This window comes from Streptomyces sp. NBC_01716, from assembly GCF_036248275.1.
Lineage (GTDB): Bacteria > Actinomycetota > Actinomycetes > Streptomycetales > Streptomycetaceae > Streptomyces.
Map to the genome: position 1 here is coordinate 3,111,122 of NZ_CP109181.1, position 21,760 is coordinate 3,132,881.

Annotated in this window: 21 protein-coding genes and 1 pseudogene; 7 read left to right on the forward strand and 15 right to left on the reverse strand. The window is 71.1% G+C overall.

Features of this window, described 5'->3' with window-relative positions:
• Positions 1–137: 137 nt before the first annotated feature.
• From OIE74_RS13370 to OIE74_RS13380, 3 genes are all read right to left on the reverse strand, one after another.
• Entirely contained in the window at positions 138–833 is a 696-nt protein-coding gene (locus OIE74_RS13370; RefSeq protein WP_329382440.1) for a VanZ family protein, read from the reverse strand.
• A gap of 91 nt (positions 834–924) precedes the next feature.
• A complete protein-coding gene (locus tag OIE74_RS13375) occupies positions 925–1,233 on the reverse strand; it encodes a hypothetical protein (RefSeq protein WP_329382443.1) in 309 nt (102 codons plus the stop codon).
• 118 nt (positions 1,234–1,351) lie between these two features.
• Positions 1,352–3,226 (reverse strand): phosphoenolpyruvate carboxykinase (GTP), encoded by a 1,875-nt coding sequence (locus OIE74_RS13380; RefSeq protein ID WP_329382446.1) that lies wholly within the window; start codon positions 3,224–3,226, stop codon positions 1,352–1,354.
• Between the two features lie 354 nt (positions 3,227–3,580).
• On the opposite strand from OIE74_RS13380, the gene trhA reads away from it, so the two are divergent.
• Entirely contained in the window at positions 3,581–4,204 is a 624-nt protein-coding gene (gene trhA / locus OIE74_RS13385; protein WP_329392275.1) for a PAQR family membrane homeostasis protein TrhA, read from the forward strand.
• A 97-nt stretch (positions 4,205–4,301) separates the two neighbouring features.
• Entirely contained in the window at positions 4,302–4,925 is a 624-nt protein-coding gene (locus OIE74_RS13390) for a TetR/AcrR family transcriptional regulator (RefSeq protein ID WP_329382449.1), read from the forward strand.
• 5 nt (positions 4,926–4,930) lie between these two features.
• On the opposite strand, the gene OIE74_RS13395 is transcribed toward OIE74_RS13390, so the two are convergent.
• From OIE74_RS13395 to OIE74_RS13415, 5 genes are all read right to left on the reverse strand, one after another.
• On the reverse strand, positions 4,931–6,985 hold the full coding sequence (locus tag OIE74_RS13395) for a thioredoxin domain-containing protein (RefSeq protein WP_329382452.1): 2,055 nt from the start codon (positions 6,983–6,985) through the stop codon (positions 4,931–4,933).
• A 34-nt stretch (positions 6,986–7,019) separates the two neighbouring features.
• Positions 7,020–7,268: a hypothetical protein gene (locus tag OIE74_RS13400; protein WP_329382455.1), complete on the reverse strand. Its 249-nt coding sequence runs from the start codon at positions 7,266–7,268 to the stop codon at positions 7,020–7,022.
• A complete protein-coding gene (locus tag OIE74_RS13405) occupies positions 7,265–7,522 on the reverse strand; it encodes a dihydroxyacetone kinase subunit DhaK (RefSeq protein WP_329392276.1) in 258 nt (85 codons plus the stop codon). The genes OIE74_RS13400 and OIE74_RS13405 overlap by 4 nt, the downstream gene beginning before the upstream one ends.
• A gap of 30 nt (positions 7,523–7,552) precedes the next feature.
• A complete protein-coding gene (locus OIE74_RS13410) occupies positions 7,553–8,605 on the reverse strand; it encodes a hypothetical protein (RefSeq protein WP_329382458.1) in 1,053 nt (350 codons plus the stop codon).
• Positions 8,606–8,723: 118 nt separating this feature from the next.
• On the reverse strand, positions 8,724–9,077 hold the full coding sequence (locus OIE74_RS13415; protein WP_329382461.1) for a hypothetical protein: 354 nt from the start codon (positions 9,075–9,077) through the stop codon (positions 8,724–8,726).
• 121 nt (positions 9,078–9,198) lie between these two features.
• Between OIE74_RS13415 and OIE74_RS13420 the strand changes: the two genes are divergently transcribed.
• Positions 9,199–9,813: a TetR/AcrR family transcriptional regulator gene (locus tag OIE74_RS13420; RefSeq protein WP_329382464.1), complete on the forward strand. Its 615-nt coding sequence runs from the start codon at positions 9,199–9,201 to the stop codon at positions 9,811–9,813.
• A 51-nt stretch (positions 9,814–9,864) separates the two neighbouring features.
• On the opposite strand, the pseudogene OIE74_RS38615 reads toward OIE74_RS13420, so the two are convergent.
• Together OIE74_RS38615 and OIE74_RS13430 are read right to left on the reverse strand one after the other, a co-directional pair.
• A pseudogene (locus OIE74_RS38615) lies at positions 9,865–10,095 on the reverse strand (Tn3 family transposase); the annotation flags it as partial.
• Between the two features lie 295 nt (positions 10,096–10,390).
• Complete coding sequence (locus tag OIE74_RS13430) at positions 10,391–10,543, reverse strand: hypothetical protein (RefSeq protein ID WP_329382466.1); 153 nt, start codon at positions 10,541–10,543, stop codon at positions 10,391–10,393.
• Positions 10,544–10,597: 54 nt separating this feature from the next.
• On the opposite strand from OIE74_RS13430, the gene OIE74_RS13435 reads away from it, so the two are divergent.
• The gene (locus OIE74_RS13435; RefSeq protein WP_329382469.1) at positions 10,598–12,490 is read left to right on the forward strand and encodes a SpoIIE family protein phosphatase; all 1,893 of its coding nucleotides are present in this window, start codon (positions 10,598–10,600) and stop codon (positions 12,488–12,490) included.
• A gap of 109 nt (positions 12,491–12,599) precedes the next feature.
• Here OIE74_RS13435 and OIE74_RS13440 read toward each other — a convergent pair whose 3' ends face one another.
• Entirely contained in the window at positions 12,600–13,118 is a 519-nt protein-coding gene (locus OIE74_RS13440; RefSeq protein WP_443076349.1) for a hypothetical protein, read from the reverse strand.
• Between the two features lie 455 nt (positions 13,119–13,573).
• Between OIE74_RS13440 and OIE74_RS13445 the strand changes: the two genes are divergently transcribed.
• A complete protein-coding gene (locus OIE74_RS13445; protein WP_329382471.1) occupies positions 13,574–16,786 on the forward strand; it encodes a tetratricopeptide repeat protein in 3,213 nt (1,070 codons plus the stop codon).
• 227 nt (positions 16,787–17,013) lie between these two features.
• On the opposite strand, the gene OIE74_RS13450 is transcribed toward OIE74_RS13445, so the two are convergent.
• On the reverse strand, positions 17,014–17,259 hold the full coding sequence (locus OIE74_RS13450; RefSeq protein WP_443076100.1) for a hypothetical protein: 246 nt from the start codon (positions 17,257–17,259) through the stop codon (positions 17,014–17,016).
• A gap of 1 nt (position 17,260) precedes the next feature.
• Positions 17,261–18,142 carry a mycothiol conjugate amidase Mca gene (gene mca / locus OIE74_RS13455; protein ID WP_329382476.1) on the reverse strand — a complete coding sequence of 294 codons (882 nt, stop codon included), beginning with the start codon at positions 18,140–18,142 and terminating at the stop codon, positions 17,261–17,263.
• Positions 18,143–18,226: 84 nt separating this feature from the next.
• On the opposite strand from mca, the gene OIE74_RS13460 reads away from it, so the two are divergent.
• Entirely contained in the window at positions 18,227–18,637 is a 411-nt protein-coding gene (locus OIE74_RS13460) for a DUF4307 domain-containing protein (protein WP_329382479.1), read from the forward strand.
• A 218-nt stretch (positions 18,638–18,855) separates the two neighbouring features.
• Positions 18,856–19,353 (forward strand): transcription elongation factor GreA, encoded by a 498-nt coding sequence (greA, locus tag OIE74_RS13465; protein ID WP_329382482.1) that lies wholly within the window; start codon positions 18,856–18,858, stop codon positions 19,351–19,353.
• Between the two features lie 216 nt (positions 19,354–19,569).
• Here the strand turns inward: greA and OIE74_RS13470 are convergent, their stop codons facing one another.
• Together OIE74_RS13470 and OIE74_RS13475 are read right to left on the reverse strand one after the other, a co-directional pair.
• Complete coding sequence (locus tag OIE74_RS13470) at positions 19,570–20,442, reverse strand: ABC transporter permease (protein ID WP_329382485.1); 873 nt, start codon at positions 20,440–20,442, stop codon at positions 19,570–19,572.
• Positions 20,439–21,551 (reverse strand): ATP-binding cassette domain-containing protein, encoded by a 1,113-nt coding sequence (locus tag OIE74_RS13475; protein WP_329382487.1) that lies wholly within the window; start codon positions 21,549–21,551, stop codon positions 20,439–20,441. Before OIE74_RS13475 ends, OIE74_RS13470 begins: the two co-directional genes overlap by 4 nt.
• Between the last annotated feature and the right edge of the window lie 209 nt (positions 21,552–21,760).

Sequence of the window (21,760 nt, forward strand, 5' to 3'; positions counted from 1 at the left end):
CGCAAGGCGGAGGAGGGAGCCGGCGCGGAGGGGGCACCTCCCGTGCCCGAAGGGCTACGGGGGAGTCGGCGACTACGACAACGCGGCGAGCGTGCGTGCCAGGGACCGCGAGCCCGGCAAGATCCGAAAGACACCCCCTAGGCAGCGGAGACGCGGAGCGGGTCCGAGGACGTTTGCGCCGGGGTGTGCCACCAGGGGCGCGCCACCAGCGCGGCCAGTGCGGCGCCGGTGGCGTTGACCAGTACGTCGTCCACGGAGGACACCCGGTCCAGCCGCAGGACGTACTGCGCGGTCTCGACCAGGATCGAGCAGCCCGCACCCAGCGCCAGGATCCGCGGGACGGACGCCAGCGCCGCGAACCGTATCGGGGCGAAGGCCCCCAGCGCCGCGAAGATCAGCAGGTTGCCGATGATTCCGAGCGTCCCCATCGTGACCAGGTCCCGCAGGGGCACCAGGCTCACCCGGGCGGGGGCGGTCCCGGGCTCGGAGCCCGGCATCAGGGTCAGCCATACCAGCGGCACCGTCCCGTGGACCATGCCCACCTCCGCCAGCGACCTCCGCCACGCCCAGGAGGCACCGGCGGCCCGCCGACGGTGCGCCAGGGCCCACACCAGCAGCGCGGACAACGGCAGCGTGACCACCATGACGAGCGCCACACCGTTGAACGTACCGAAGCAGCGGTCCCACCGCCCGGCCATGCACATCGGGGCGGACATCATGAGCGGCCCCCGCAGAGCGAACAAGGCACTCGCCAGGCCGAGGATCAGCAGACCGAGGAGCACGGTCCGGCCCGTGCGGCGGGGCGGTGCGGACAGGGATGCGTGGTGGCTCATGCCTCCATTGGATTCGGCGGGCCGTTGCCGTGGCGTATGCGATTTTCGATACGCCCGCGATACGCGCGATACGCCACGCCGGCCCCGGAGTTCAGCGAATCTGCGCGGTCACGGCGCGGTGCAGTTCGTGGCCCGGCAGGGAGAGCCGCATCCGGCACTCGTCCTCCGCCTCGACCGTGACCGGGATGCCCCAGTGCGCGCTCAGCATGTGGCCGACGGCGACCAGGCGTTGGCGTTCCTGCGGCGTGTGGGCCGGGAAGCGGGTCCAGTTGTGGTCGGCGATGGCGTTGCCGAGTTCGGTGAACAGCGTTGCCCGCGTGCGGCGTTCCTCGTCCGGGGTCAGCGGAGTGCGGCCCGGCTCCGGTGCGAGCGGGCGGACGTTGTACAGGTCTCGAATCACAGCCGTGAGCGTAGCGGTCGCCCGCTCGCGCCGAGACCCCCGGAGCCGTGAGGGATGGGCTCCGGGGGCCGGTTTCGGAGGGTGGTCAGGGGCGCCCCGCCGACGGGGCGCGCGGGGATCAGGACAGGCGGTTCACCAGCGCGTGGTACTCGTCCCACAGCTCCGGCGGCGTGTGCGTGCCGAAGGTGTTCAGGTGGTCAGGGACCAGGGATGCCTCGTCGCGCCAGACCTCCTTGTCGACCGTGAGCAGGAAGTCCAGGTCCGCGTCCGAGAGGCCCAGGCCCTCGGTGTCCAGGGCTCCCTTCGCCGGGAGGACGCCGATCGGGGACTCGACGCCCTCGCCCTTGCCCTCCAGGCGCTCCACGATCCATTTCAGTACGCGGCTGTTCTCGCCGAAGCCGGGCCAGACGAACTTCCCCGCCTCGTTCTTGCGGAACCAGTTGACGTAGTAGATCTTCGGGAGCTTGGACTCGTCGCCCTTCTCCGTGGCCGTGGCGCCGATCTTGATCCAGTGGGCCATGTAGTCGCCCATGTTGTAGCCGCAGAACGGCAGCATCGCGAACGGGTCGCGGCGCAGCTCGCCCACCTTGCCCTCGGCGGCGGCGGTCTTCTCGGAGGCGACGTTCGCGCCGAGGAAGACGCCGTGCTGCCAGTTGAACGACTCCGTCACCAGCGGTACGGCGGAGGCGCGCCGCCCGCCGAAGAGGATCGCCGAGATCGGGACGCCCTTGGGGTCCTCCCACTCGGGCGCGATGATCGGGCACTGGCCGGCGGGCACGGTGAAGCGGGCGTTGGGGTGGGCGGCGGGGGTCCCGGACTCCGGGGTCCAGTCGTTGCCCTTCCAGTCCGTGAGATGCGCGGGCGGCTCCTCGGTCATGCCCTCCCACCACACGTCGCCGTCGTCGGTGAGCGCGACGTTCGTGAAGACGGAGTTGCCCCACATCGTCTTCATGGCATTGGCGTTGGTGTGTTCACCGGTGCCGGGCGCGACACCGAAGAAGCCGGCCTCCGGGTTGATCGCGTAGAGCCGGCCGTCCTCGCCGAACCGCATCCACGCGATGTCGTCGCCGATCGTCTCGACGGTCCAGCCGGAGATGGTGGGCTCCAGCATCGCGAGGTTGGTCTTGCCACAGGCCGAAGGAAAGGCGGCGGCAACGTACTTGGACTGCCCGCGCGGCGGCGTGAGCTTCAGGATCAGCATGTGCTCGGCGAGCCAGCCCTCGTCACGTGCCATGACGGAGGCGATGCGCAGCGCGTAACACTTCTTGCCCAGCAGCGCGTTGCCGCCGTATCCGGAGCCGTACGACCAGATCTCGCGGTCCTCGGGGAAGTGCGAGATGTACTTGGTGGTGTTGCAGGGCCACGGCACGTCGGCCTGGCCATCGGCGAGCGGCGCGCCGAGGCTGTGGACGGCCTTCACGAAGAAGCCGTCGTCGCCGAGTTCGTCGAGGACGGGCCGCCCCATGCGCGTCATGGTGCGCATGGAGACCGCGACATAGGCGGAGTCGGTGATCTCGACGCCGATCGCGGAGAGCGGTGAGCCGACCGGGCCCATGCAGAACGGGACGACGTACATGGTCCGGCCGCGCATCGAGCCGCGGAAGACGCCCTGCTCGCCGGTGAAGATGGAGCGCATCTCCGCCGGGGCCTTCCACTTGTTCGTGGGGCCCGCGTCCTCCTCGCGCTCCGAGCAGATGAAGGTGCGGTCCTCGACGCGCGCCACGTCGGTGGGGTCGGAGGCCGCGTAGTACGAGTTGGGGCGTTTGACCGGGTCGAGCTTCGTGAACGTGCCCTTCGCCACGAGCTCGTCGCAGAGGCGTTCGTACTCGGCTTCCGAGCCGTCGCACCAGACCACCTGGTCCGGCTGGGTCAGGGCCGCGATCTCGTCGACCCAGGAGATCAGCTCCTGGTGACGGGTCCGGCCGGCCGGCGGACCGGCCTGAGTCCCGGGATTGAGAGGGTCTCCGCTGGAAAGCTCTGCGTCGCGCGCCACGGTTGCTCCTTGATGAGGGTTTACAGGTATATGCCCCGTGGGGGCTGCGACCCGGACGCTTCGTTACCGCTCATCCGGTGCCGACCGCACTCATTTGATCATCCGACTCCCGCGCCCATCTGTCCAGAGGGCCGCACACGTGAGCATCACCACTCCGTTCACCCCTCCATCCACCCCTCTTGGTACGGCGTTACGGCCGGTACGGGGGGTGGGTAAGCGGCCATCCCCATCTGCTACCTACGGTTCCGTAGGTAGCATGAACACATGACTTCTCCCGCGTCCGACTCGCTCGCGAACCCCCCGCAACCCGAAGGGGGACCGACCGAGATCCAGCTGCCGACTCCGGTCAAGCCGATGATGCGCGGCTGGCTGCACATGGGAATGTTCCCGGCCGTACTGATCGCGGGAATCGCGCTGATCGCCATGGCCGACACCACAAGGGCCCGGTTCGCCTGCGCGATCTTCGCCGCCACGGCCTGCCTGCTGTTCGGCGTCAGCGGCGTCTACCACCGCGGCAATTGGGGCCCGCGGGGCGAGGCCATCCTCAGACGGCTGGATCACGCCAATATCTTTCTGATCATCGCGGGCACCTACACCCCGCTGACCATGCTGCTGCTGCCCGAATCGACCGGCCGCACGCTGCTCTGGGCGGTCTGGGTCGCCGCCGCGGGCGGCATCGCCTTCCGGGTCTTCTGGGTCGGCGCCCCGCGCTGGCTCTACACCCCCTGCTACATCGCCATGGGCTGGGCGGCCGTCTTCTTCCTGCCCGACTTCCTGCGTACCGGGGGGATCGTCGTCCTTATCCTGATCGTCACCGGCGGACTGCTCTACAGCGCGGGCGGCGTGATCTACGGGCTCAAGCGCCCCAACCCCTCCCCGCGCTGGTTCGGCTTCCACGAGGTCTTCCACTCGCTCACGCTCGCCGCGTTCGTCGTGCACTACGTCGGGATCTCGCTGGTGGCGTCCCAGCACTCCTGACGCGGGCACCCTTTTGAGAGTTACTGCCATTTAACGGAAACGTTCACGAGGGCGCATGGCACGACGCCGGTGGCCGCGATGCCCGACAATGATCCGCATGTCCGCCTCCGCGTCTCCCCCACCCGACGAGCAGCGGCCCCGACTGGGCCTGCGCGAACGCAAGAAGCTGAAGACCCGCGCCGCGATCCGCGAAGCGACGTACCGGCTCGTCGCCGAGCAGGGCTACGAGGCGACCACCGTCGAGCAGATCGCGGCGGCGGCCGAGGTCTCCCCCTCCACGGTCTTCCGCTACTTCCCGACGAAGGAAGACATCGTCCTCACCGACGAGTTCGACCCGGTCATGGAGGCGGCGATCCGCGCCCGGCCGGCCGGCGAGCCACCGCTGGAGTCACTGCGGGCCGTGCTGAAGCAGGCCGTCGAGACGATCCTCGCCGAGCAGCCCGACGAGATGCGCCGGCGCGGCAAGGTGATGCTGGAGATCCCCGCCGTACGGGCCAGGATGACCGAGACGATGGCGGAGACCTCGCTCCTGCTGAGCCGCGCGGTCGCGGACCGTACGGGGCGCGAGACCGGCGATCTGGAGGTGCGGATCTTCACCGCGTCCGTGATGGCGGTACTGCGCGAGGTGACGATCTACTGGGCCGAGCACGGCCAGAAGGACGATCTGGCCGCGCTCATCGACCGGGCACTCGACTCGCTCAAAGGCGGGCTCGCGCTGTAGGTCCGCTACACCCGTACGGTCAACTGCTCCTTCAGCACGTCGACTTCCGTCGTCGGGGCGGAGCACACGAAACCCCGGCAGACGTACGCCGCGGCCCGGCCGGCCACCAGCGGCCTGTCCGCCAGCAGCGGGAACTCCGCCTCTCCGTCCGCCTGTTGGTCGCCGGCCGGCTCCCCCACCGCGACGACCGCTCCCGGCGCCGTACCCAGCAGCGCCGTACGGTGCAGCTCGGCCCTCGCCGCGTCGCCGCGCGGACCCACCACCGCGACCTCGTGCGGCCCGTCGAGCAGCGCCTCGGCGACGGCCAGACCCCACCCGATGAAGCGCGGCGCACGCGGTCCGAGCGCCTTGACGACCCCGAGAGCCCCCTCGGCGGCCGTGCGGTGGGCCTCGGAGCCCGTGTGCGCGGCGTACGAGAGGAGGGCGCCGGCGGCCGAGGTCCAGCCGGACGGCGTGGCGTTGTCCGTCGGGTCCTGGGGCCTGCGGATCAGCGGCTCGGCGTCGTGCGCCGTGTCGTACAACGCCCCGTCCTCACCGACGAATTGGTCCAGGACGGTGTCGAGCAGGAACCCGGCGAAGTCCAGCCACACACCCTCGCCGGTCACCCCGGCCAGCGCCAGGAAGCCCTCGGCGACATCGCCGTAGTCCTCCAGCACCCCGGCGTTGGCACCGGCCTGACCGTCCTTGGAGGTACGGGAAAGGCGCCGCGTCTCGTCCATGTGCAGCCGCACGAGCAGATCGGCGGCCTCGGTGGCCCGTTCGACGAGATCCGGCCGCTCGAAGTACGCGCCGGTCTCGGCGAGCGCGGCGATCGCCAGCCCGTTCCAGGCGGCCACGACCTTGTCGTCCCGCTCCGGCCGGGGCCTGGTGTCCCGCGCCCCGACGAGCCGCCGCCGCACGGACTCGAACCGCGCCGCGTCCACCACCCCCTCACCCTGCGGGAGTTGGAGCACCGAGGCCCCTTCCTCGAAGGTTCCCGCCTCGGTCACACCGAAGTACCGCGCCGCGAACTCCGCGTCGGCCTCGCCGAGTACGTCCCTGAGCTGCGCGGGAGTCCACACGTAGTACGCGCCCTCGACATGCTTCCCCGTACCGTCGTCGCTGTCCGCGTCGAGCGCGGACGCGAACCCGCCCTCGGCGGTGCGCAGTTCACGCACCATGAAGTCGGCGGTCTCCACCGCCACCCGCCGCGCCAGATCGGACCCGGTGGCACGCCACAGCCGGGCGTAGGTGCGGCACAGGAGCGCGTTGTCGTAGAGCATCTTCTCGAAGTGCGGGACCACCCACTCGCGGTCCACCGAGTAGCGGGCGAACCCGCCGCCGAGCTGGTCGTAGATCCCGCCGCGCGCCATCGCCTCGCACGTGTCGGCCGCCATCTGGAGCGCGCCCTCGGCCCCCGTACGGGCGTGGTGGCGGAGCAGGAACTCCACGACCATGCTCGCCGGGAACTTGGGCGCGCCGCCGAACCCGCCGTGCTTCTCGTCGTAGTCCCGCGTCAGCGCGAGCAGCGCCCGGGCCGACTCCTCCTCGCCGGGAGTGCCCCCGCCGCCGTGGGCGAGGGAGCGCCCCGCGAGCTCTCCCACGATCCGTCCCGCGACCTCGCCGACCTCCTCACGCCGGTCGGTCCAGGCGGAGTTGACGCCTTCGAGCACCTGCCGGAAGGACGGCATGCCGTGCCGGGGCACGGGCGGGAAGTACGTACCGAAGTAGAAGGGCTGCCCCTCCGCGTCGAGGAAGACGGACATCGGCCACCCGCCCTGGCCGGTCGCCGCCTGCACCGCCTCCATGTAGACGGCGTCCACGTCGGGGCGCTCCTCGCGGTCCACCTTGATGTTGACGAAGTGCTCGTTCATGTACGCCGCCGTCGCCTCGTTCTCGAAGCTCTCGTGGGCGAGCACATGGCACCAGTGACAGGCGCTGTAGCCCACGCTCAGGAAGACGGGCACATCGCGCCGGCGGGCCTCCTCGAAGGCCCCGGGCTCCCAGGGCCACCAGTCGACGGGGTTGTCCGCGTGCTGGAGAAGGTACGGAGACGTGGCATGCGCGAGTCGGTTGGGCATGCCTCCATCCTTACCTACGCCGCAGGGCGTTCACTCAACGCCGCCGGGCGTCCGTGTCGGGCAGGTGGTCGGCCGGCTCGCCCGGCGCGTCCCCCGCCACCCGGGCACGGCACCAGAACAGCAGCGCGATGCCCAGCGCGCCGGCGACGAGGTCGAGCCCTTCGCGGAGGTTGTCACCGAAATCGCCGTCGCCGGAGAGCTGGTCGAGGGTGGTGAGGGCCGGGTGGGCGGTGCGGGCAGCCTGGGCGAAGGCGGTCAGGACGGACCGGGCGTCGGTGGTCATCGGGTCGACTCCGTCGCGGGAAAGGCAGAGGTGGGGGCGAGGGCGTGCCAGTCGTCGCGCAGCGCGGTGAGGGTGAGGAAGAAGCCGCTCATGTCCAGGGCCGGGACGAAGGTGCCGACGATGCGCCCGGCCACGTCCAGTCCTCGCCGCTCCAGCAGACCCGTCACCCGGGAGTGGATCGCGTGCAGCTCCAACTGGGTCGTCGCGCCGAGGCCGTTGACCAACAGCAGTACGGAGCCGGTGGCTCCCGGCAGAGCGCCATTCCCTCATCTGTCTCCTGCTGCCTACGGCCGGCGGCGGTGCAGCTCGGCGAGCATCAGGGTCGGATCGTTTCCGGCCAGATTGGCGCCGTTGGTCACATACACCCGATTTCCTCGAACGGTGACGGCCGTGGTCCCCTGCATGCCGTCCTCGGCGTCCAGCAGGGTCTCTTGGGCGCCGTCCGCGCCGACCCGCACGAGTTTGCTGCTCTGGTTGATCGCGGCGAGGATCTCGGTACCCCGACCGGTGAAGTCGAAGTCGTCGATTCCCTCCAGCCCCGTGGCCCGGATCTCGGCGCGGCCGGAGCTGCCGTCCTTGGTCACCGGGATTCGGATGATGGTGCCGTGGTCGGAGTTGCTCGCCCATACGGCGCCGTCGTGGATCTTCATGCCGTTGGCGCCGAAGAAGCCATTGGGCGCCAGGGCCGGGTCCGCCGACCACACGGAGGCTTCGCCGCCGCGCAGTGGGGCCTGCCAGATGCGTCCGCCGGTGGAGTCGGTGACCAGGAAGCGGTCCCGCTTGCCGTCGACGACCAGTCCGTTCGGGAAGGTGTCGGCAGGCAGCGGCACGACGAGCCGGGGCTCACCGGAAGGACGGAGCTGCCAGATTCCGGTCAGTCCGCCCTGCCCGGAGGAGTAGAGGAAGTACGCGGCGCCGCTGTCCGACCGGGCAACCCCGGTGACCACGGGGCTCCCGACGACGGGGGTGGTGCCGCCGCCGCCCGGCGGTAGCGGCATGGTGGCGAGTACCTGGACGGCCCCGTCCAACGCCACCCGCACCACCTGGCGGGCGGGGATCATGCCGATGATCACGCTGCCGCCGGGCTCCAGGGCGATGCTCTCGGCGACCTGGCCCGCAGCCCGGTCGAAGTGGGCGAGGACGCGCACGTCGCCCAGGCGGGTGCCGGCAGCGTGGTCGCGGTACGTCGGGGTGGTGGCCAGGACCGCGGTCGGGGCCGGGGCTGCGGGGGCCGCGGCGGCTGCGGCTGCGGCTGCGGCTGCGGCTGCGGCGAGCAGGGTGGCCAGGCCGAGCGTGGCGGCGCGCCGACGCAGCCTGGTGGGTCGGTGAGGGGACATGGTCTTCCTTTCGGTCGTGCGATGGAGAGGGTCCCGGGCAGGACGGGTCGCCCGGCGGCCCGCGCGGGGGCGTCGAGGGCGTCGGGGGCGTGCCGATTGGTGCCGGGCTAGCCCGGGGCTACCGGTCCGTCCGCGCTTCGCTGCGCGGGTCGGTCCCGGACGGGGTGGAACGTTCCTGGCCGAGCACGGTCGGCAGCTCAAGCTGCGAGACCGTGGCGCTGCCCGGCGTGGGTGAGTACACCGGCATGCCGGGCCGCCCGTTGTCGGTGCCCGCCGGCCGGGTGGCGAACTGGAAGGACGCGCTCTGCCCCGCCGGCTCGGCGAGGAGGTGCTCGGCCATCCAGTAACGGGCGTAGCCGAGGCGCTCGGCGTGCTGCGCGAGCGCGATCGTGTCGGCGAGCGCCGACTCGGCGGTGCGGCCGATGACCGTGGTGTCCAGCACGGAGAGCTGGACGGGTGGGATGACGGACACGATTCTCCTTCCACCTTGCCGGCGCGCGGACTGTATCGCTTAGTACAGAAGGTCTGCGGCAGACTGTATCAGCAAGTACAGAAACTCTGTACTGTGAGATACAGAAAACGGAGGAGGCTTCATGGGGCACATGCCGACCACCGCGCGGGGCCGCGCGACTCGAGCGCGCATCCTTGATTCGGCAGCAGACCTCGTCCGGCGTCGCGGCGTCGCGGCGGTGACGCTGGACGATGTCGAACGCGCCGCGGGGGTCGGCCGCAGCCAGCTCTACCACTACTTCGACGACCGGGACGACCTCATCCGCTCCGTGGTTCACTCCACCGTGGACACGGTGTTGGCCGCCCAGGAACCGCTGCTCCTGAAGGTCGACTCACTGGCCGGCATCGACCGCTGGTTCGACGCGATCGTGGCCAACGGGACTCGGCAGGACGCCGTGGGCGGCTGCGCGATCGGCTCGTTGGCCAGCCAACTCGGCGGCCGGGACGACCTCACCCGACAGGCATTCGTGGACGCCTTCGCACGCTGGGAGGCCCCTCTCATCGCGGGCCTGCACCGGATGCAGGAGTCCGGCGAACTGCGCCCGGACACGGACGTGACGGAGCTGGCCGACATCACCATGGCCGCAATCCAGGGCGGCCTCCTGCTGGCCCAAGTCCGCCGCACACCGGACCAGCTCCGTCTCGCCCTGCGCGGCGCGCGGGCAGCGCTGGAGGACGCGCTCACCCCCCTGCCCTGAACGCGGTCCACCTGCCCCTCGGCACGGGCGACCCACTACGACGTGGGACTCGGCCCGCAGGCTGCCTTCCCAGGTGTCGATCTGCGAGCCGTCGGTGCCCGCGGTCGACCCGTCGCCCCACATCGCGGCGACATCCAGCTTCGCGAAGGCGTCGACCACGTCCGCCGACGCCTTGTAGATCTTGTCCGGGGTGGCGTGCTTGTTCCCGGCCGTGCAGATCTCGTGGGCGCTGACCCCGCGCAGGTGCCGGGCGACCTCGGTCGGCCCGAACGCGGCGCGCACGACGGGGACGACACGGGCGACGCGGGCGACGCGGTCGGCCTGCGGATGCTCGATCTGCCGGCCCGCTACGCCGGACGCGTCATCTGGAACCAGTGGCCCACCGGGGTCACCGTCAGCGACGCCCAGCAGCACGGCGGCCCCTGGCCCGCGTCGACCGCGCCCACCACCACCTCGGTCGGCACGGCCGCGATCCGCCGCTTCCGCCGGCCCGTGGCCTTCCAGAACGTCCCGGGCGCCGCGCTGCCGCCGGAGCCGCGGGACGAGTGGAGCCGCCGTAGTGCTCCGGGGCAGGCGATCAGCGCATGCCCGTTTCCCCGTCCCGGGGGAACATCGTCATGGGGCAGCCGACGATCAGGAAGGCGGCCGGATGTTCGAGATCGAGAGCCTCGAAGAGGCCGCCGTCGGTGCTGCCCTGGTCACCGGCCCCCGGCATCGGCTGATGCAGCACAACCGGTCCTTCCGAGAGCTGTTCGATTTCTGGCGACCCGGTCAGGAGGCCGGCGTGGCCCTGAGCGGACCGGGGCTGCGCCCCGTGCTCCGCGCGCTGGATCTGGCCGGCTCCGACCCGTCGGCGGTCCTCATCGACGGCCCCGGGCCCGACGAGCCGTCCGCGCGGCGCTCCTGGGTAGTGAGCTGCCTGCCCGTGGACTCCCGGCACGGGGCATCCGTCCTGCTGCTCGCGACAAGGGTTCCGGACGGACCCGCGGATGCCACCACCGTCCGCCGGCACGACCCGGCGGACGGCGGCGGGGACCTCGCGCGCTACGAAGCCCTGCTCTCCGCCGTCCCGCAGGTCGTCTGGCTCATGACCCCGGACGGCGGGATCTCCGCCCTCGTCGGCCGCCTCGGCGACACCGGCGGCGGTCTGTGGCACCCCGGGGGGACGGACGTCTCGTGGCTGGACGCCGTCCATCCGAAAGACCGTGTCTGGTTCGGCGAGCGGTGGGAGGCCACAGCCCGCGGGGAGGCCCTTCTCGACGCCGTCGTACGGGTACGGCAGGAAGGGGACCCCGTACGCTACCGGCACATCAAGATCGTCGCCGTCCCCGTCCTGCGCGAGGGGAAGGTCCGCGAATGGATCGGCACCGCGACCGACGCCGAGGACCAGTGGCGCGTGCGGACCCGGGACCGGCTGCTGGAGCGCGCGTCGGCCGTGACCTCCGCGCACGACCTCTCCGAGGCCTTCGCCGCCACCGCCTCGGCCGTGGTGCCCGATCTCGCCGACGCCTTCGTCGTCTTCCAGCTGCGGCAGACCGACCCCACCCGATCGGCCCCCGGAGCCGGAACCGCGCACGCCACCAGGGCACGGAGCGTGCTCGCCCCCGGCCTCCCGCCACTTCCCGCGGCGACGGACGACTTCGTGCTCGGGACCGCGGCGAGGAAGGTGATCGGCAGCGGCCGGACGAAGCTGCTCACCTTCCCTCCGGGCGACCCGCCGCGGGACCTGATCTCCGGCAGGTCGGCCGAATGGCTGGCCCAGGCGGAGGCCACCAGCCTGGCGATCGTGCCCGTCGTCGTCGACGGCCGGACCGTGGCCCTGGCCTCGGCCGCCACCTGCCGCGGCAACCCGCCGCCCGGCGACGCGGAACTCGGTCTGCTCGAAGAAGTCCTCCACCGTGTCCAGGACCCGCTGCGGCGCACCCTGGAACTCCAGAGCGTCCGCGACACCGCACTGGTCCTTCAGCGGTCCTTCCTGATCACGCCGCCACGCGTGGACGGCGCCGAGCTGGCCGCCGTCTACCAGCCCGCCAGCACGACGGCGGAGATCGGAGGCGACTGGTACGACGCGATCGTCATGCCCGACGGCACCGTCACCCTCTCCATCGGCGATGTCGCCGGCCACGACCTCGACGCGGCCACGGAGATGACGAAAGCCAGCAGCATGCTGCGGGCGTTCGCCTACACCGACGGTCCGGGCAGCCCCGCGCGAACGCTCAGCCGGCTGGACCATGTGGCCCTCGGCGTCAGCACCGCCGCGCTCATCACCGCCCTGCACGCCGTGCTCCGGCCGGCCGGCGACCACCGCTGGAACGTCACCCTGTCCAACGCGGGCCACCCGCCGCCCCTGCTGATCCCCGCCGCCGGACCGGCCCACTACCTGAACGAGGCCGTATCCCCCGACCCGCCCCTGTGTGTGGCACCGGAGGTGCGGCGCCACGACCGGCAGCACACCCTCACGGACGGCGACACCCTGCTGTTCTACACGGACGGCCTGGTGGAGGCACCCGGCACCGACATCTCCGACGGCATGCGGCACCTCGCCGACCGCGCCACCGGCCTGCGCCACCCCGGCCTGTCCCTCACGGACATCGTCACCGCACTGCTCCCCCCGTCCGGCAGGGCCGACGACGACATCGCCGTCCTGGCGTTCCGCGTCGCGCCGGCCAGGCACTGACGGAATCCGCAGGACACGCCCTCACCCCCGTGTGCGAGGGTGCGCCCTGCGAGTTTCCGGTCAGCGAGTGGGCCCGGTCTGCGAGTTTCCGGTCAGCGAGTGGGGCCGGTCAGCAGCCGCCGCAGTTGTGGTAGGTCACGTCCCAGTGGTTGACCTCGTTGTAGTAGACGTTCCCGGAGGCCGACTGCCACTTGCTGCCGCCGATGGAGGTGAACGTGCCGGTGATGTAGTTGGTGAGGCAGCTCGACATGGCGAAGTCGAGCTTGTAGCCGTTCCAGTGGCTGTAGGTGCCCGACGCGTGGCCGGTCTCCGTGCCGCCGGTGACGGTCATGGCGCAGCCGGTGGCGCCCTTGAGGGTGATCGCGCCCTGGATGGTCGCGGAGTTGACCTGGTCGAGGGAGGTACAGGTCGGGTTGTTACGGTCCGAACAGCCGCCGCTGGACCGGATGCCGATGCCGGCGTTGCCGAGCTGCGCGGCGGCGGTGGCGTGGCTGAGCTTGGCGAGCGCGCCGGCGGGAGCCTTGGTGTCGGCGGGCGCGGCCTGCGCGAGTGCGGGGGACGAAAAGAAGGCCAGGGCGAGGGCGGAGGCGCCGATCGCGGTGCTTCTGAGGACCTTGTTCACTGTAATTTCCTCTTCGGTGGGGGGCGGGGAGGTCAACTACGCGCGTAGCATGGCCGGCCGCACCGTCCGGCGCGAACACCCAACTCGCCCTGATACGGCGTCAGTTGAGCCTCGCGCGTACGGCGCGGCCGGTCATGCAGACAAGATGGCACATCTACGCGCGATGCGTAAGGCGCCGCAGCGACAAGGCGCGGCAGCATGTTGCAGGCCCGCGCCGGGCTCCTCCCCCGGCCACGCGGCGGACCACCGGCCGGGCTCTTTCCGCCGCGCGCGTAAAGAGGCGGTGCGCGGGCAAGACGTACGGACACACATACGCAGGAGTTACGCGCGTTGGCACCCGGCGCGGAGCGACGGCACCGGCCGCCGCGGGCACGGCCCGCCGCCTCGCGCTCGCGCGCCCCGCGCAGGACACTGGGCCGGGGCACGCCGAAGTACCGGGATGCTCTCGGAGGGGGAGACATATGCGGGACAGCCATCGCGCCGAGGCCGAGAGGTTGTTGGTTCGCGCCGTCGAGGAGGAGGTGCGGCGCTCCGGCGGTCGGATCGACGGCAATGTTCTTCTGGCGCGCGGGCGGGGCGCGCTGGACTCGATCGCGGAGGCCGCGGCCGACGAATACGCGCTGTACGAGGCGGCGCTCGGCCGGGCCGACGCCGAACGGCGGACCATGTCCGACCGGCTGGGCGGGGGCGCGCTGCGAACGCCCCTGCTGGTGGCGGGCGTTGCCGCCGCCTCCGCCGCCGTCGCCGATGTCGGGCTCGGCACCGGTACCGGGACGGCGGTCGGGACGGGCGTGATCGTCGCGGTCGTCGGTACGGCCACCGCCGTCGCCAACGTGGCCTCCGCCGGCCGCTCTTCGGGCCGCGCCGGGGCCGCCGAACAGGCGGGGAACGTCGAGCAGTTGAGGCTTCAGTGGCTGACGGCGCTGGAGGTACGGGGCATCCGCCCGTATCTGGACCAGCAGCGGGTCCTGACCCAGGCGACCCGGCGGACCACCAAGAAACCCACCGTCGTACCGCAGTTGCGCGGCTCCGACCGCAGTGCCGCCGCCCGCCGGCGCAGCGTCCTGGAGCAGTCCTTCGGTCATCTCCCGGCGCCCGACGGCCCGTTCGCGGGCCGGCGCGAGGAGATCGGCCAGATCGCGCGCTGGGTGCACGCGGCCCGCGCGTCGACGGAGACCAGGCCGACCGTCGTCGTGCTGTACGGCGCGCCGGGCTCGGGCCGCACCACGCTCGCCGTGCGGGCGGCGCACCAGCTCAGGGACCAGTTCCGCGGTGCGTGCGTGGTGGACCTGCGGGGCGGCGGCGCGGGCCAGGCGCCGCTGTCGACCAGGGACGCGCTGCTGCATCTGCTGAACCGGCTCGGCGCGCCGCGTGAGCAACTGCTGTTCCGTGAGCGGTCGTCGCCCGAGCAGCAGGTACGGCGGCTGAGCGAGCTGTACCACCAGCATCTGACCGGGCTGCCGGTGACGATCGTGCTGGACGACGCCTCGGACGCGGAACAGATCCGCACGCTGCTGCCCGAACGGTCCGACAGTCTCCTGCTGGTGACGTCCCGTCAGCCGGTGGAGCTGCCGGCGGACACCCCGGCGTGGGTGCACCAGCTGCCGCTGGAGGCGCTGGACGGCGCGGGCTGCGAGGAGTTGCTGCGTGCCGTCGGCGAAGAGCCCCAGGGCGGCCCGTACGACGCGCAGAGCATCGACAGCGTCGGCGAGCTGTGCGGCGGGCTGCCGCTGGCGCTGCGTATCGCGGGCTCGTCGCTCGGCTCGCGTACGTCGCAGCAACTGGCCACGGATCTGGAGGCGTACGGCCCGGTCGACCCGGCCGAGCGCGCGATGTGGCTGCGCTACAGCGACCAGAGCGACCAGGCGCGCAGGCTGCTGCGGCGTCTCGCGCTGGCCGGGCGCGCCTCGCTCGGCGCGGCGGCCGCCGCCGCGCTGCTCGCCACGGACGAGCAGGAGGCGGAGCGGCTGCTGACCGTGCTGTCCCGCGCGGGCCTGATCGACCATGTGCGGGCCAGCCGCTACCGGCTCCACGACGTCGTACGGAACTTCGCGCTGGCCCGGCTGCTGGACGAGGAGGAGGCGGCCGACCGCACTGCCGCGCAGGAGCGCCTCATCCAGAACTACTCGGAGCTCGCCGACTCCGTGATCCGGCTGGTCGACGGCAAGACGTCGACGCGCGCCGACCAGTTCGGCGGCCACGGCTTCTCCTCGCTCGACGCCGCCCTGCGCTGGCTGGACGACGAGTCGAGCTTCATCACCGCGGCGCTGCGGCACGCGGAGGGTGTCGACCAGGCGGCCGTGCTGAGCCTGCTGGGCGCGCTCTGCGACTACTGCCTGCTGCGCGGTGACCTCTACCGGCTCGGTGAGATCAGCGAGTTGGCGCAGGCGGTCGACCAGGGGCTGCTGATCCGGTCGGTGCAGTGGCGTACGGGCATCGCGGCCCGCCAGCTCGGGGAGCTGGACAAGGCCCAGACGACCCTGACGTCGGTGGTCGACCTCTACCGCGAGGCGCACCACGACGCGGGCGCCGCCCGCGCGCTCTGCTCGCTGGGCATCACGCTGCATCATCAGGGCAATCTCACCGGTGCGTCGGCGAAGCTGCGCGAGGCGCTGGAACTCCAGGCCCCGGCGGAGCTCGGCGCCGACCGCGCCTGGACGCTGCACGCGCTGGCGGCCGTCGAGCGCGACCGGGCGAATCTCACGGAGGCGATCGCACTGCTGTCGACGGCGCTGGTCCTGCACCGCGAGGGCGAGTCGCTGCACGGCGAGGCGTGGACGCACTTCCAGCTCGGGCAGGTCTGTCTGCGGTTGGGCGATGTGCCGCGCGCCGAGCGGGAGTTGGGCCAGGCGATGGATCTGTACGGCCGCACCCGCGACGGCCGCGGCGAGGCCTGGGCGCTGACGCAGCTGGCCAGGGCGCGGCTGGTGGACGGTGAACCGGAGTCGGCGGCGGACCAGTTCCGCCAGGCGCTCTCGCGGCACCGGGACAACGAGGACGCGCGCGGCGAGGCGTGGACGCTGTACTACCTGGGCCAGGCGCTGGAGGAGTGCGGCGAGGCCGCGCAGGCGGTACGCGAACTGGAGCGAGCGCGCTCGATGTTCTCCCGGATGCGCGACGTGTACGGGCTGGCGTGCGCCCGCCACCACTCGGGCCGGGCGACCCGCGACCAGCGGGCCGCGCAGACCGGCAATCTCCGCAACTCCGGCTTCGCCAGGCAGCTCCTCGTCGACGCCCGCGCGGACTTCCGCCGGATCGGCGTCGCGCACGGCGAGGCGTGGACCTGTCTGGAACTGGCGATCATCGACGCGGGCAACAGCAAGGCGGCCCAGGCGCTGGCGCTGTGCGACGAGGCGGCGGCGCTGTTCACCTCGTACGGCGACGACCGCGGCGCCGACTGGGCCCGCTTCCTGCGCTGCACGCTGCTGCCGTACGGCTCGGCGGGCGGCGTCGAGGTCGGGTCCGTGGTGGCGGAGCAGGAGCTGACCGAGCTGGTGGCCGCGCGGCACCCCTCGCGCGACGGCAAGCTGGACGACTGCCTGGAGACGTTCACGGTGATGCTGGAGCGCGGCGTAGCGCTGGAGGACGGCTGGCAGGCCTGGCGGCTTGGCATGGTCCCGAGCCGCCACGCCCGCGAGGTCATGGGCGTCCCGGTGGAACCGGCCCAGGCCTGAGCCCGCGCCGGGCGGGCGCGACTGACAGGAGCCCGCCCGGGTGCGCCGCCCTCGCGACACGCACCGGGCCTCGGCTCACGCCTGGACGGGCCTGCCGCGAACACGCGGGCCCCAGGCGTGCTCCCGGCCTCGGTGACACGTCCCTCGTGGGCTCGTGCCCGACAACTCGTGTCCGGCGGCTCGTGCCGCAGTGTCCCGCGCACGCCGCGACGGCGCACGCGCACGCCTTACGTCGTCTGCCGGCTTCCCCCGGCCGCCGCCGACGCGGTCGGCTCCTCCGCGCCCGCCCCGTCCGCCGGCTTCTCCTCGAAGTCGACCTTGCCCATGTGGCGGTTCATCGACTTCATCAGGAGCCATACCCCGCCCGCCATCACGGCGAAGACGACGAAGCCGAGGACGCCGGGCGTCACCTTGTTCTCGTCCAGCTCCTTCGCGAGCGGAACGAGCTGAGTCACTGCCTGGGTCGCATACATATCAGGCATTGTCGCGGATGCCCGCGAAGAGGTCGCTCTCGGGGAGGGAGGTGTCGACGAGCGACTTCACGAGCTCGTACTCCTCGGTCGGCCAGATCTCCCGCTGGATGTCCATCGGGACGCGGAACCAGCCGCCGTCGGGGTCGATCTGCGTGGCGTGCGCGACCAGCGCCTTGTCCCGGATCTCGTAGAAGTCGTCGCACGGCACATGCGTGGTCAGCGTGCGCTCCGCGCGCCCGAACTCCGCCCAGCGCTCCAGCCACTCCGCGTACGGGGACTCCAGACCGCGCGCCAGCAACGCCTCGTGCAGCGCGACCGTACGGGGACGGTTGAAGCCCTGGTTGAAGTAGATCTTCTGCGGCTGCCACACCGGGCCGAACTCGGCCTCCGGGTACTTCTCGGCGTCCGCCGCCGACTCGAAGGCCACCATCGAGATCTTGTGGGTCATGATGTGGTCGGGGTGCGGATACCCGCCGTTCTCGTCGTACGTCGTGATCACCTGCGGCCGCTGCTCGCGGATCATCCGCACGAGCCGGCCGGCCGCCTCGTCGACGTCCTCCAGGGCGAAGCAGCCCTCGGGGAGCGGCGGCAGCGGGTCACCCTCGGGCAGACCCGAGTCCACGTAACCGAGCCACTGCTGTCTGATGCCGAGGATCTCGCGGGCCTCGTCCATCTCCTTCTTGCGGACCTCGTGGATGTGCTCCTCGATATAGGCGTCCCCCTGGAGCTTGGGGTTGAGGATGGAGCCGCGCTCGCCTCCGGTGCAGGTCACGACCAGCACGTCCACCCCCTCGGATACGTACTTGGCCATGGTTGCCGCGCCCTTGCTCGACTCGTCGTCGGGGTGGGCGTGCACGGCCATCAATCGCAGCTGGTCAGTCAAGACTCGGTCCTCAGTGATATGTCGCATCGGGCGGCTTCTATAGTGACGGAAACCAGGGACGGAAAATTCCGGAGAGGAACGTCCATGACCGCGGAACGCCCACCGGTTCTTCCCGATGACCGCTACGGCCGCTCGTCCGACGAGCGTGCGGACCGGGGGCTCAGGATCGTCGGCTCGGTGCTCGGCGTCGGCCTTCTCGCGCTCGTCGGCTGGTTCGGTTACGACTATGTGGCAGGCCAGAGTGTCTCGGGCGAGCTCATCAAATTCAAGCGGGTATCGGCCTCCGCGGTCGAGGTGCATCTGGAGGTCCGCAAGGACAAGGACGCGGCCGGCACGTGCACGCTGCGTTCGCGCGCGGAGGACGGCGCCGAGGTGGGCCGCAAGGACGTCCGCTTCGACGGTCCCGAGACGCGGATAGACCGGGTCGTCACCGTCCGTACGACCGGCAGCGCGACGAGCGCGGAGCTCGTCGGCTGTACGTCCGACGACAGCTGACAAGCGTGGTCCAGGTCACCGGGCGCCCGATTCTGTTCTGAACCTTCCCGGCGCCCCTCCAGGTTCACCCCGCTGACCTGCGGTGATGTGATTCTGATGCCTTTCGTCCTGCCCTTGCGCCGCGGAATTGTTAGGCTCGTGGTTTCGCCCACCCGAGAAGGCACAATCCTTCTGGGTAGGGCGTTGCTTTGTATTCCCAGCACCTACGAGGAGCACCTGTGACCCAGACCAGCGAGAACGTCACCTGGCTCACCCAGGCGGCGTACAACCAGCTCAAGGCCGAGCTGGATCACCTGTCTGGTCCCGCGCGCGTCGAGATCGCCCAGAAGATCGAGGCCGCCCGCGAGGAGGGGGACCTGAAGGAGAACGGCGGGTACCACGCGGCCAAGGAGGAGCAGGGCAAGCAGGAGCTGCGGGTACGCCAGCTGACCCAGCTCCTGCAGAACGCCAAGGTGGGCGAGGCACCGGCCGACGACGGGATCGTCGAGCCCGGCATGGTCGTCACGATCGCCTTCGACGGCGACGAGGACGACACGCTGACGTTCCTCATGGCCTCGCGCGAGTACGCGAGCTCCGACATCGAGACGTACTCACCGCAGTCGCCGCTCGGCACGGGTGTGAACGGCAAGAAGGTCGGCGACGAGGCGGAGTACGAGCTGCCGAACGGCAAGAAGGCCTCGGTGAAGATCCTGGCCGCGAAGCCGTACCAGGGCTAGGGGGTGTCTTGTCGATCAGGCCGGATCAGTGAGCGGGGTCTGGTGCGTGCGGTCGCAAGGCGGAGGAGGGAGACATGGCGGAGCCATGGCGACCGACGACAACGCGGCGAGCGTGCGTGCCAGGACCGCGAGCCCGGCAAGATCGGCAAGACACCCCCTAAACACCGATCCACCGGCCCCCCGGGGGCCGGTGGATCAGGACAGAGATGCCGAGCGTCAGGCGGTGGCCGAGCGGTAGCGCCGGACCGCCAGGGTGCGGAAGACCACGATGATCAGGACGGACCAGATCAGCGAGGCCCAGATCGGGTGCTCCATCGGCCAGGCGCCGGTCACCGAGGCCTCCCGGCCGGGGATCGTGTTGCCGAAGAGCTCGCGCGCCGCCTGCACGGTCGCGCTGAACGGATTCCACTCCGCGACATGCTGGAGGAACGCGGGCATGCCGTTGACCGGCACGAACGCGTTGGAGATGAACGTGAGCGGGAAGAGCCAGATCAGCCCGCCGGACGTGGCGGCCTCGGGCGTACGGACGATGAGCCCGATCAGCGCGCCGATCCACGAGAACGCGTAGCCGAGGAAGAGCAGCAGCGCGAAGCCGGCGAGCACACTCCCGATGTTCTCGTGGGTGCGCCAGCCGATGATCAGGGCGACGGCCGCGAGGACGACGAGCGTGAGGGCGGTCTGTACGAGGTCGGCGAGCGTACGTCCGGTGAGGACCGCGCCGCGGGCCATGGGCAGTGAGCGGAACCGGTCGATGAGCCCCTTGTGCATGTCGTCGGCGATGCCGGCGCCGGCGCCCGCCGTGGCGAAGGTCACGGTCTGCGCGAAGATGCCCGCCATCAGGAACTCGCGGTAGGCCTGGGCGCTGCCGGGAGCGGCGCCGGGGATGTTGATGGAGCCGCCGAAGACGTAGGTGAAGAGCACCACGAACATGATGGGCTGGATCAGCCCGAAGATGATCATCTCCGGGATGCGCACCATCCGGATCAGATTGCGCTTGGCCACGACCAGCGAGTCGCGGATCGACTGGACGATGCCGCCGCGCGGGGGCGGGGCGAGGGCCTTGGGCGAGGCCTCGGTTACGGCGCTCACTTGGCGCTCTCCTTCGGGTCCGTGACGGTGTCGTCCGTGATCGGGCCGGTGACGGTGTCGTCGGCGGGGTCGGGGGTGGGGCCGGGTGCCGTGGCGGTGGCCGAACCGGCGGGCCTGTCCGGGGACTTGCCCGATGCCGGGCCGCCGCCTTCGCCGTTCTCCCGGCCCTCCTCGGCGGCGTGGCCGGTGAGCGAGATGAAGACGTCGTCGAGGGTGGGGCGGCGCAGCCCGATGTCGTCGATCTCCACGCCCCGCGCGTCGAGTTCCCTGATGATCTCGGCGAGCAGTTTCGCGCCGCCGGTGACCGGGACGGTGAGCTTGCGGGTGTGCTCGGCGACCATCACCTCGCCCTTGCCGAAACCGGCCAGCACATCGCGGGTCGGGGTGATCTGGTCGCGCTCGTGGACGACGACCTCGACGCGCTCGCCGCCCGTGCGGGCCTTGAGTTCGTCGGCGGTGCCGCGCGCGATGACCTGGCCGTGGTCGATGACGCAGATGTCATGGGCCAGGTGGTCGGCCTCTTCCAGATACTGGGTGGTGAGCAGCAACGTCGTGCCGCCCGCGACCAGTTCCTCGATGATGCCCCACAACTGCTGGCGGTTGCGCGGGTCGAGGCCGGTCGTCGGCTCGTCCATGAACATCACCGGCGGGGAAACGACGAGCGCCGCGGCGAGGTCGAGTCGCCTGCGCATACCGCCGGAGTAGGTCTTGGTGGTGCGGTCGGCCGCGTCGCTGAGGTTGAAGCGGTCGAGGAGTTCGACGGCCCTGGCCTTCGCGGCGCGGGCGCTCTGCTGGTAGAGCTGGCCGACCATCTGGAGGTTCTCGCGGCCGGTCAGATACTCGTCGACGGCGGCGAACTGGCCGGAGAGGCCGATGTTCCTGCGGACCTCGTTGGGGTGCTTGAGCACGTCGATGCCCGCGACGACGGCCTTGCCGCTGTCGGGCTGGAGCAGGGTCGTCAGCACACGGACCGCGGTGGTCTTTCCCGCGCCGTTGGGGCCGAGCAGACCGAGGACCGTGCCTTCGGGGACATCGAGATCGACGCCGTCCAGTGCTCTTACGTCGCCGAACGTCTTGACCAGGCCTTCGGCATAGATGGCGCCTGGCATAGGGGTACTCCCGGAGTTGTGTCAGATGCGGTGAAATGGTGCAATCCGTGCTAACGGAGAGCTTAAGCCGACAGAGCAGGGGCTGACGCTAACGCGATACATCGCGACCTGCAAGCTATTTACGTAAGCTCCATGTAAAGGCGACTGGGAGGCGCGCCGGAGACCACCGGGAGACGGTTCAGGAACGCGCGGGAGTCACCCGGGAGTCG

What these genes read in the sequence shown, in the direction of transcription:
- OIE74_RS13410 (WP_329382458.1), bottom strand. Translation starts at nt 8,605, where the DNA reads ATGTCCCCTCACCGACCCACCAGGCTGCGTCGGCGCGCCGCCACGCTC.
- OIE74_RS13475 (WP_329382487.1), bottom strand. Translation starts at nt 21,551, where the DNA reads ATGCCAGGCGCCATCTATGCCGAAGGCCTGGTCAAGACGTTCGGCGAC.
- OIE74_RS13400 (WP_329382455.1), bottom strand. Translation starts at nt 7,268, where the DNA reads ATGACCACCGACGCCCGGTCCGTCCTGACCGCCTTCGCCCAGGCTGCC.
- OIE74_RS13445 (WP_329382471.1), top strand. Translation starts at nt 13,574, where the DNA reads ATGCGGGACAGCCATCGCGCCGAGGCCGAGAGGTTGTTGGTTCGCGCC.
- OIE74_RS13450 (WP_443076100.1), bottom strand. Translation starts at nt 17,259, where the DNA reads ATGTATGCGACCCAGGCAGTGACTCAGCTCGTTCCGCTCGCGAAGGAG.
- OIE74_RS13395 (WP_329382452.1), bottom strand. Translation starts at nt 6,985, where the DNA reads ATGCCCAACCGACTCGCGCATGCCACGTCTCCGTACCTTCTCCAGCAC.
- OIE74_RS13370 (WP_329382440.1), bottom strand. Translation starts at nt 833, where the DNA reads ATGAGCCACCACGCATCCCTGTCCGCACCGCCCCGCCGCACGGGCCGG.
- OIE74_RS13460 (WP_329382479.1), top strand. Translation starts at nt 18,227, where the DNA reads ATGACCGCGGAACGCCCACCGGTTCTTCCCGATGACCGCTACGGCCGC.
- OIE74_RS13420 (WP_329382464.1), top strand. Translation starts at nt 9,199, where the DNA reads ATGGGGCACATGCCGACCACCGCGCGGGGCCGCGCGACTCGAGCGCGC.
- OIE74_RS13390 (WP_329382449.1), top strand. Translation starts at nt 4,302, where the DNA reads ATGTCCGCCTCCGCGTCTCCCCCACCCGACGAGCAGCGGCCCCGACTG.
- trhA (WP_329392275.1), top strand. Translation starts at nt 3,581, where the DNA reads ATGATGCGCGGCTGGCTGCACATGGGAATGTTCCCGGCCGTACTGATC.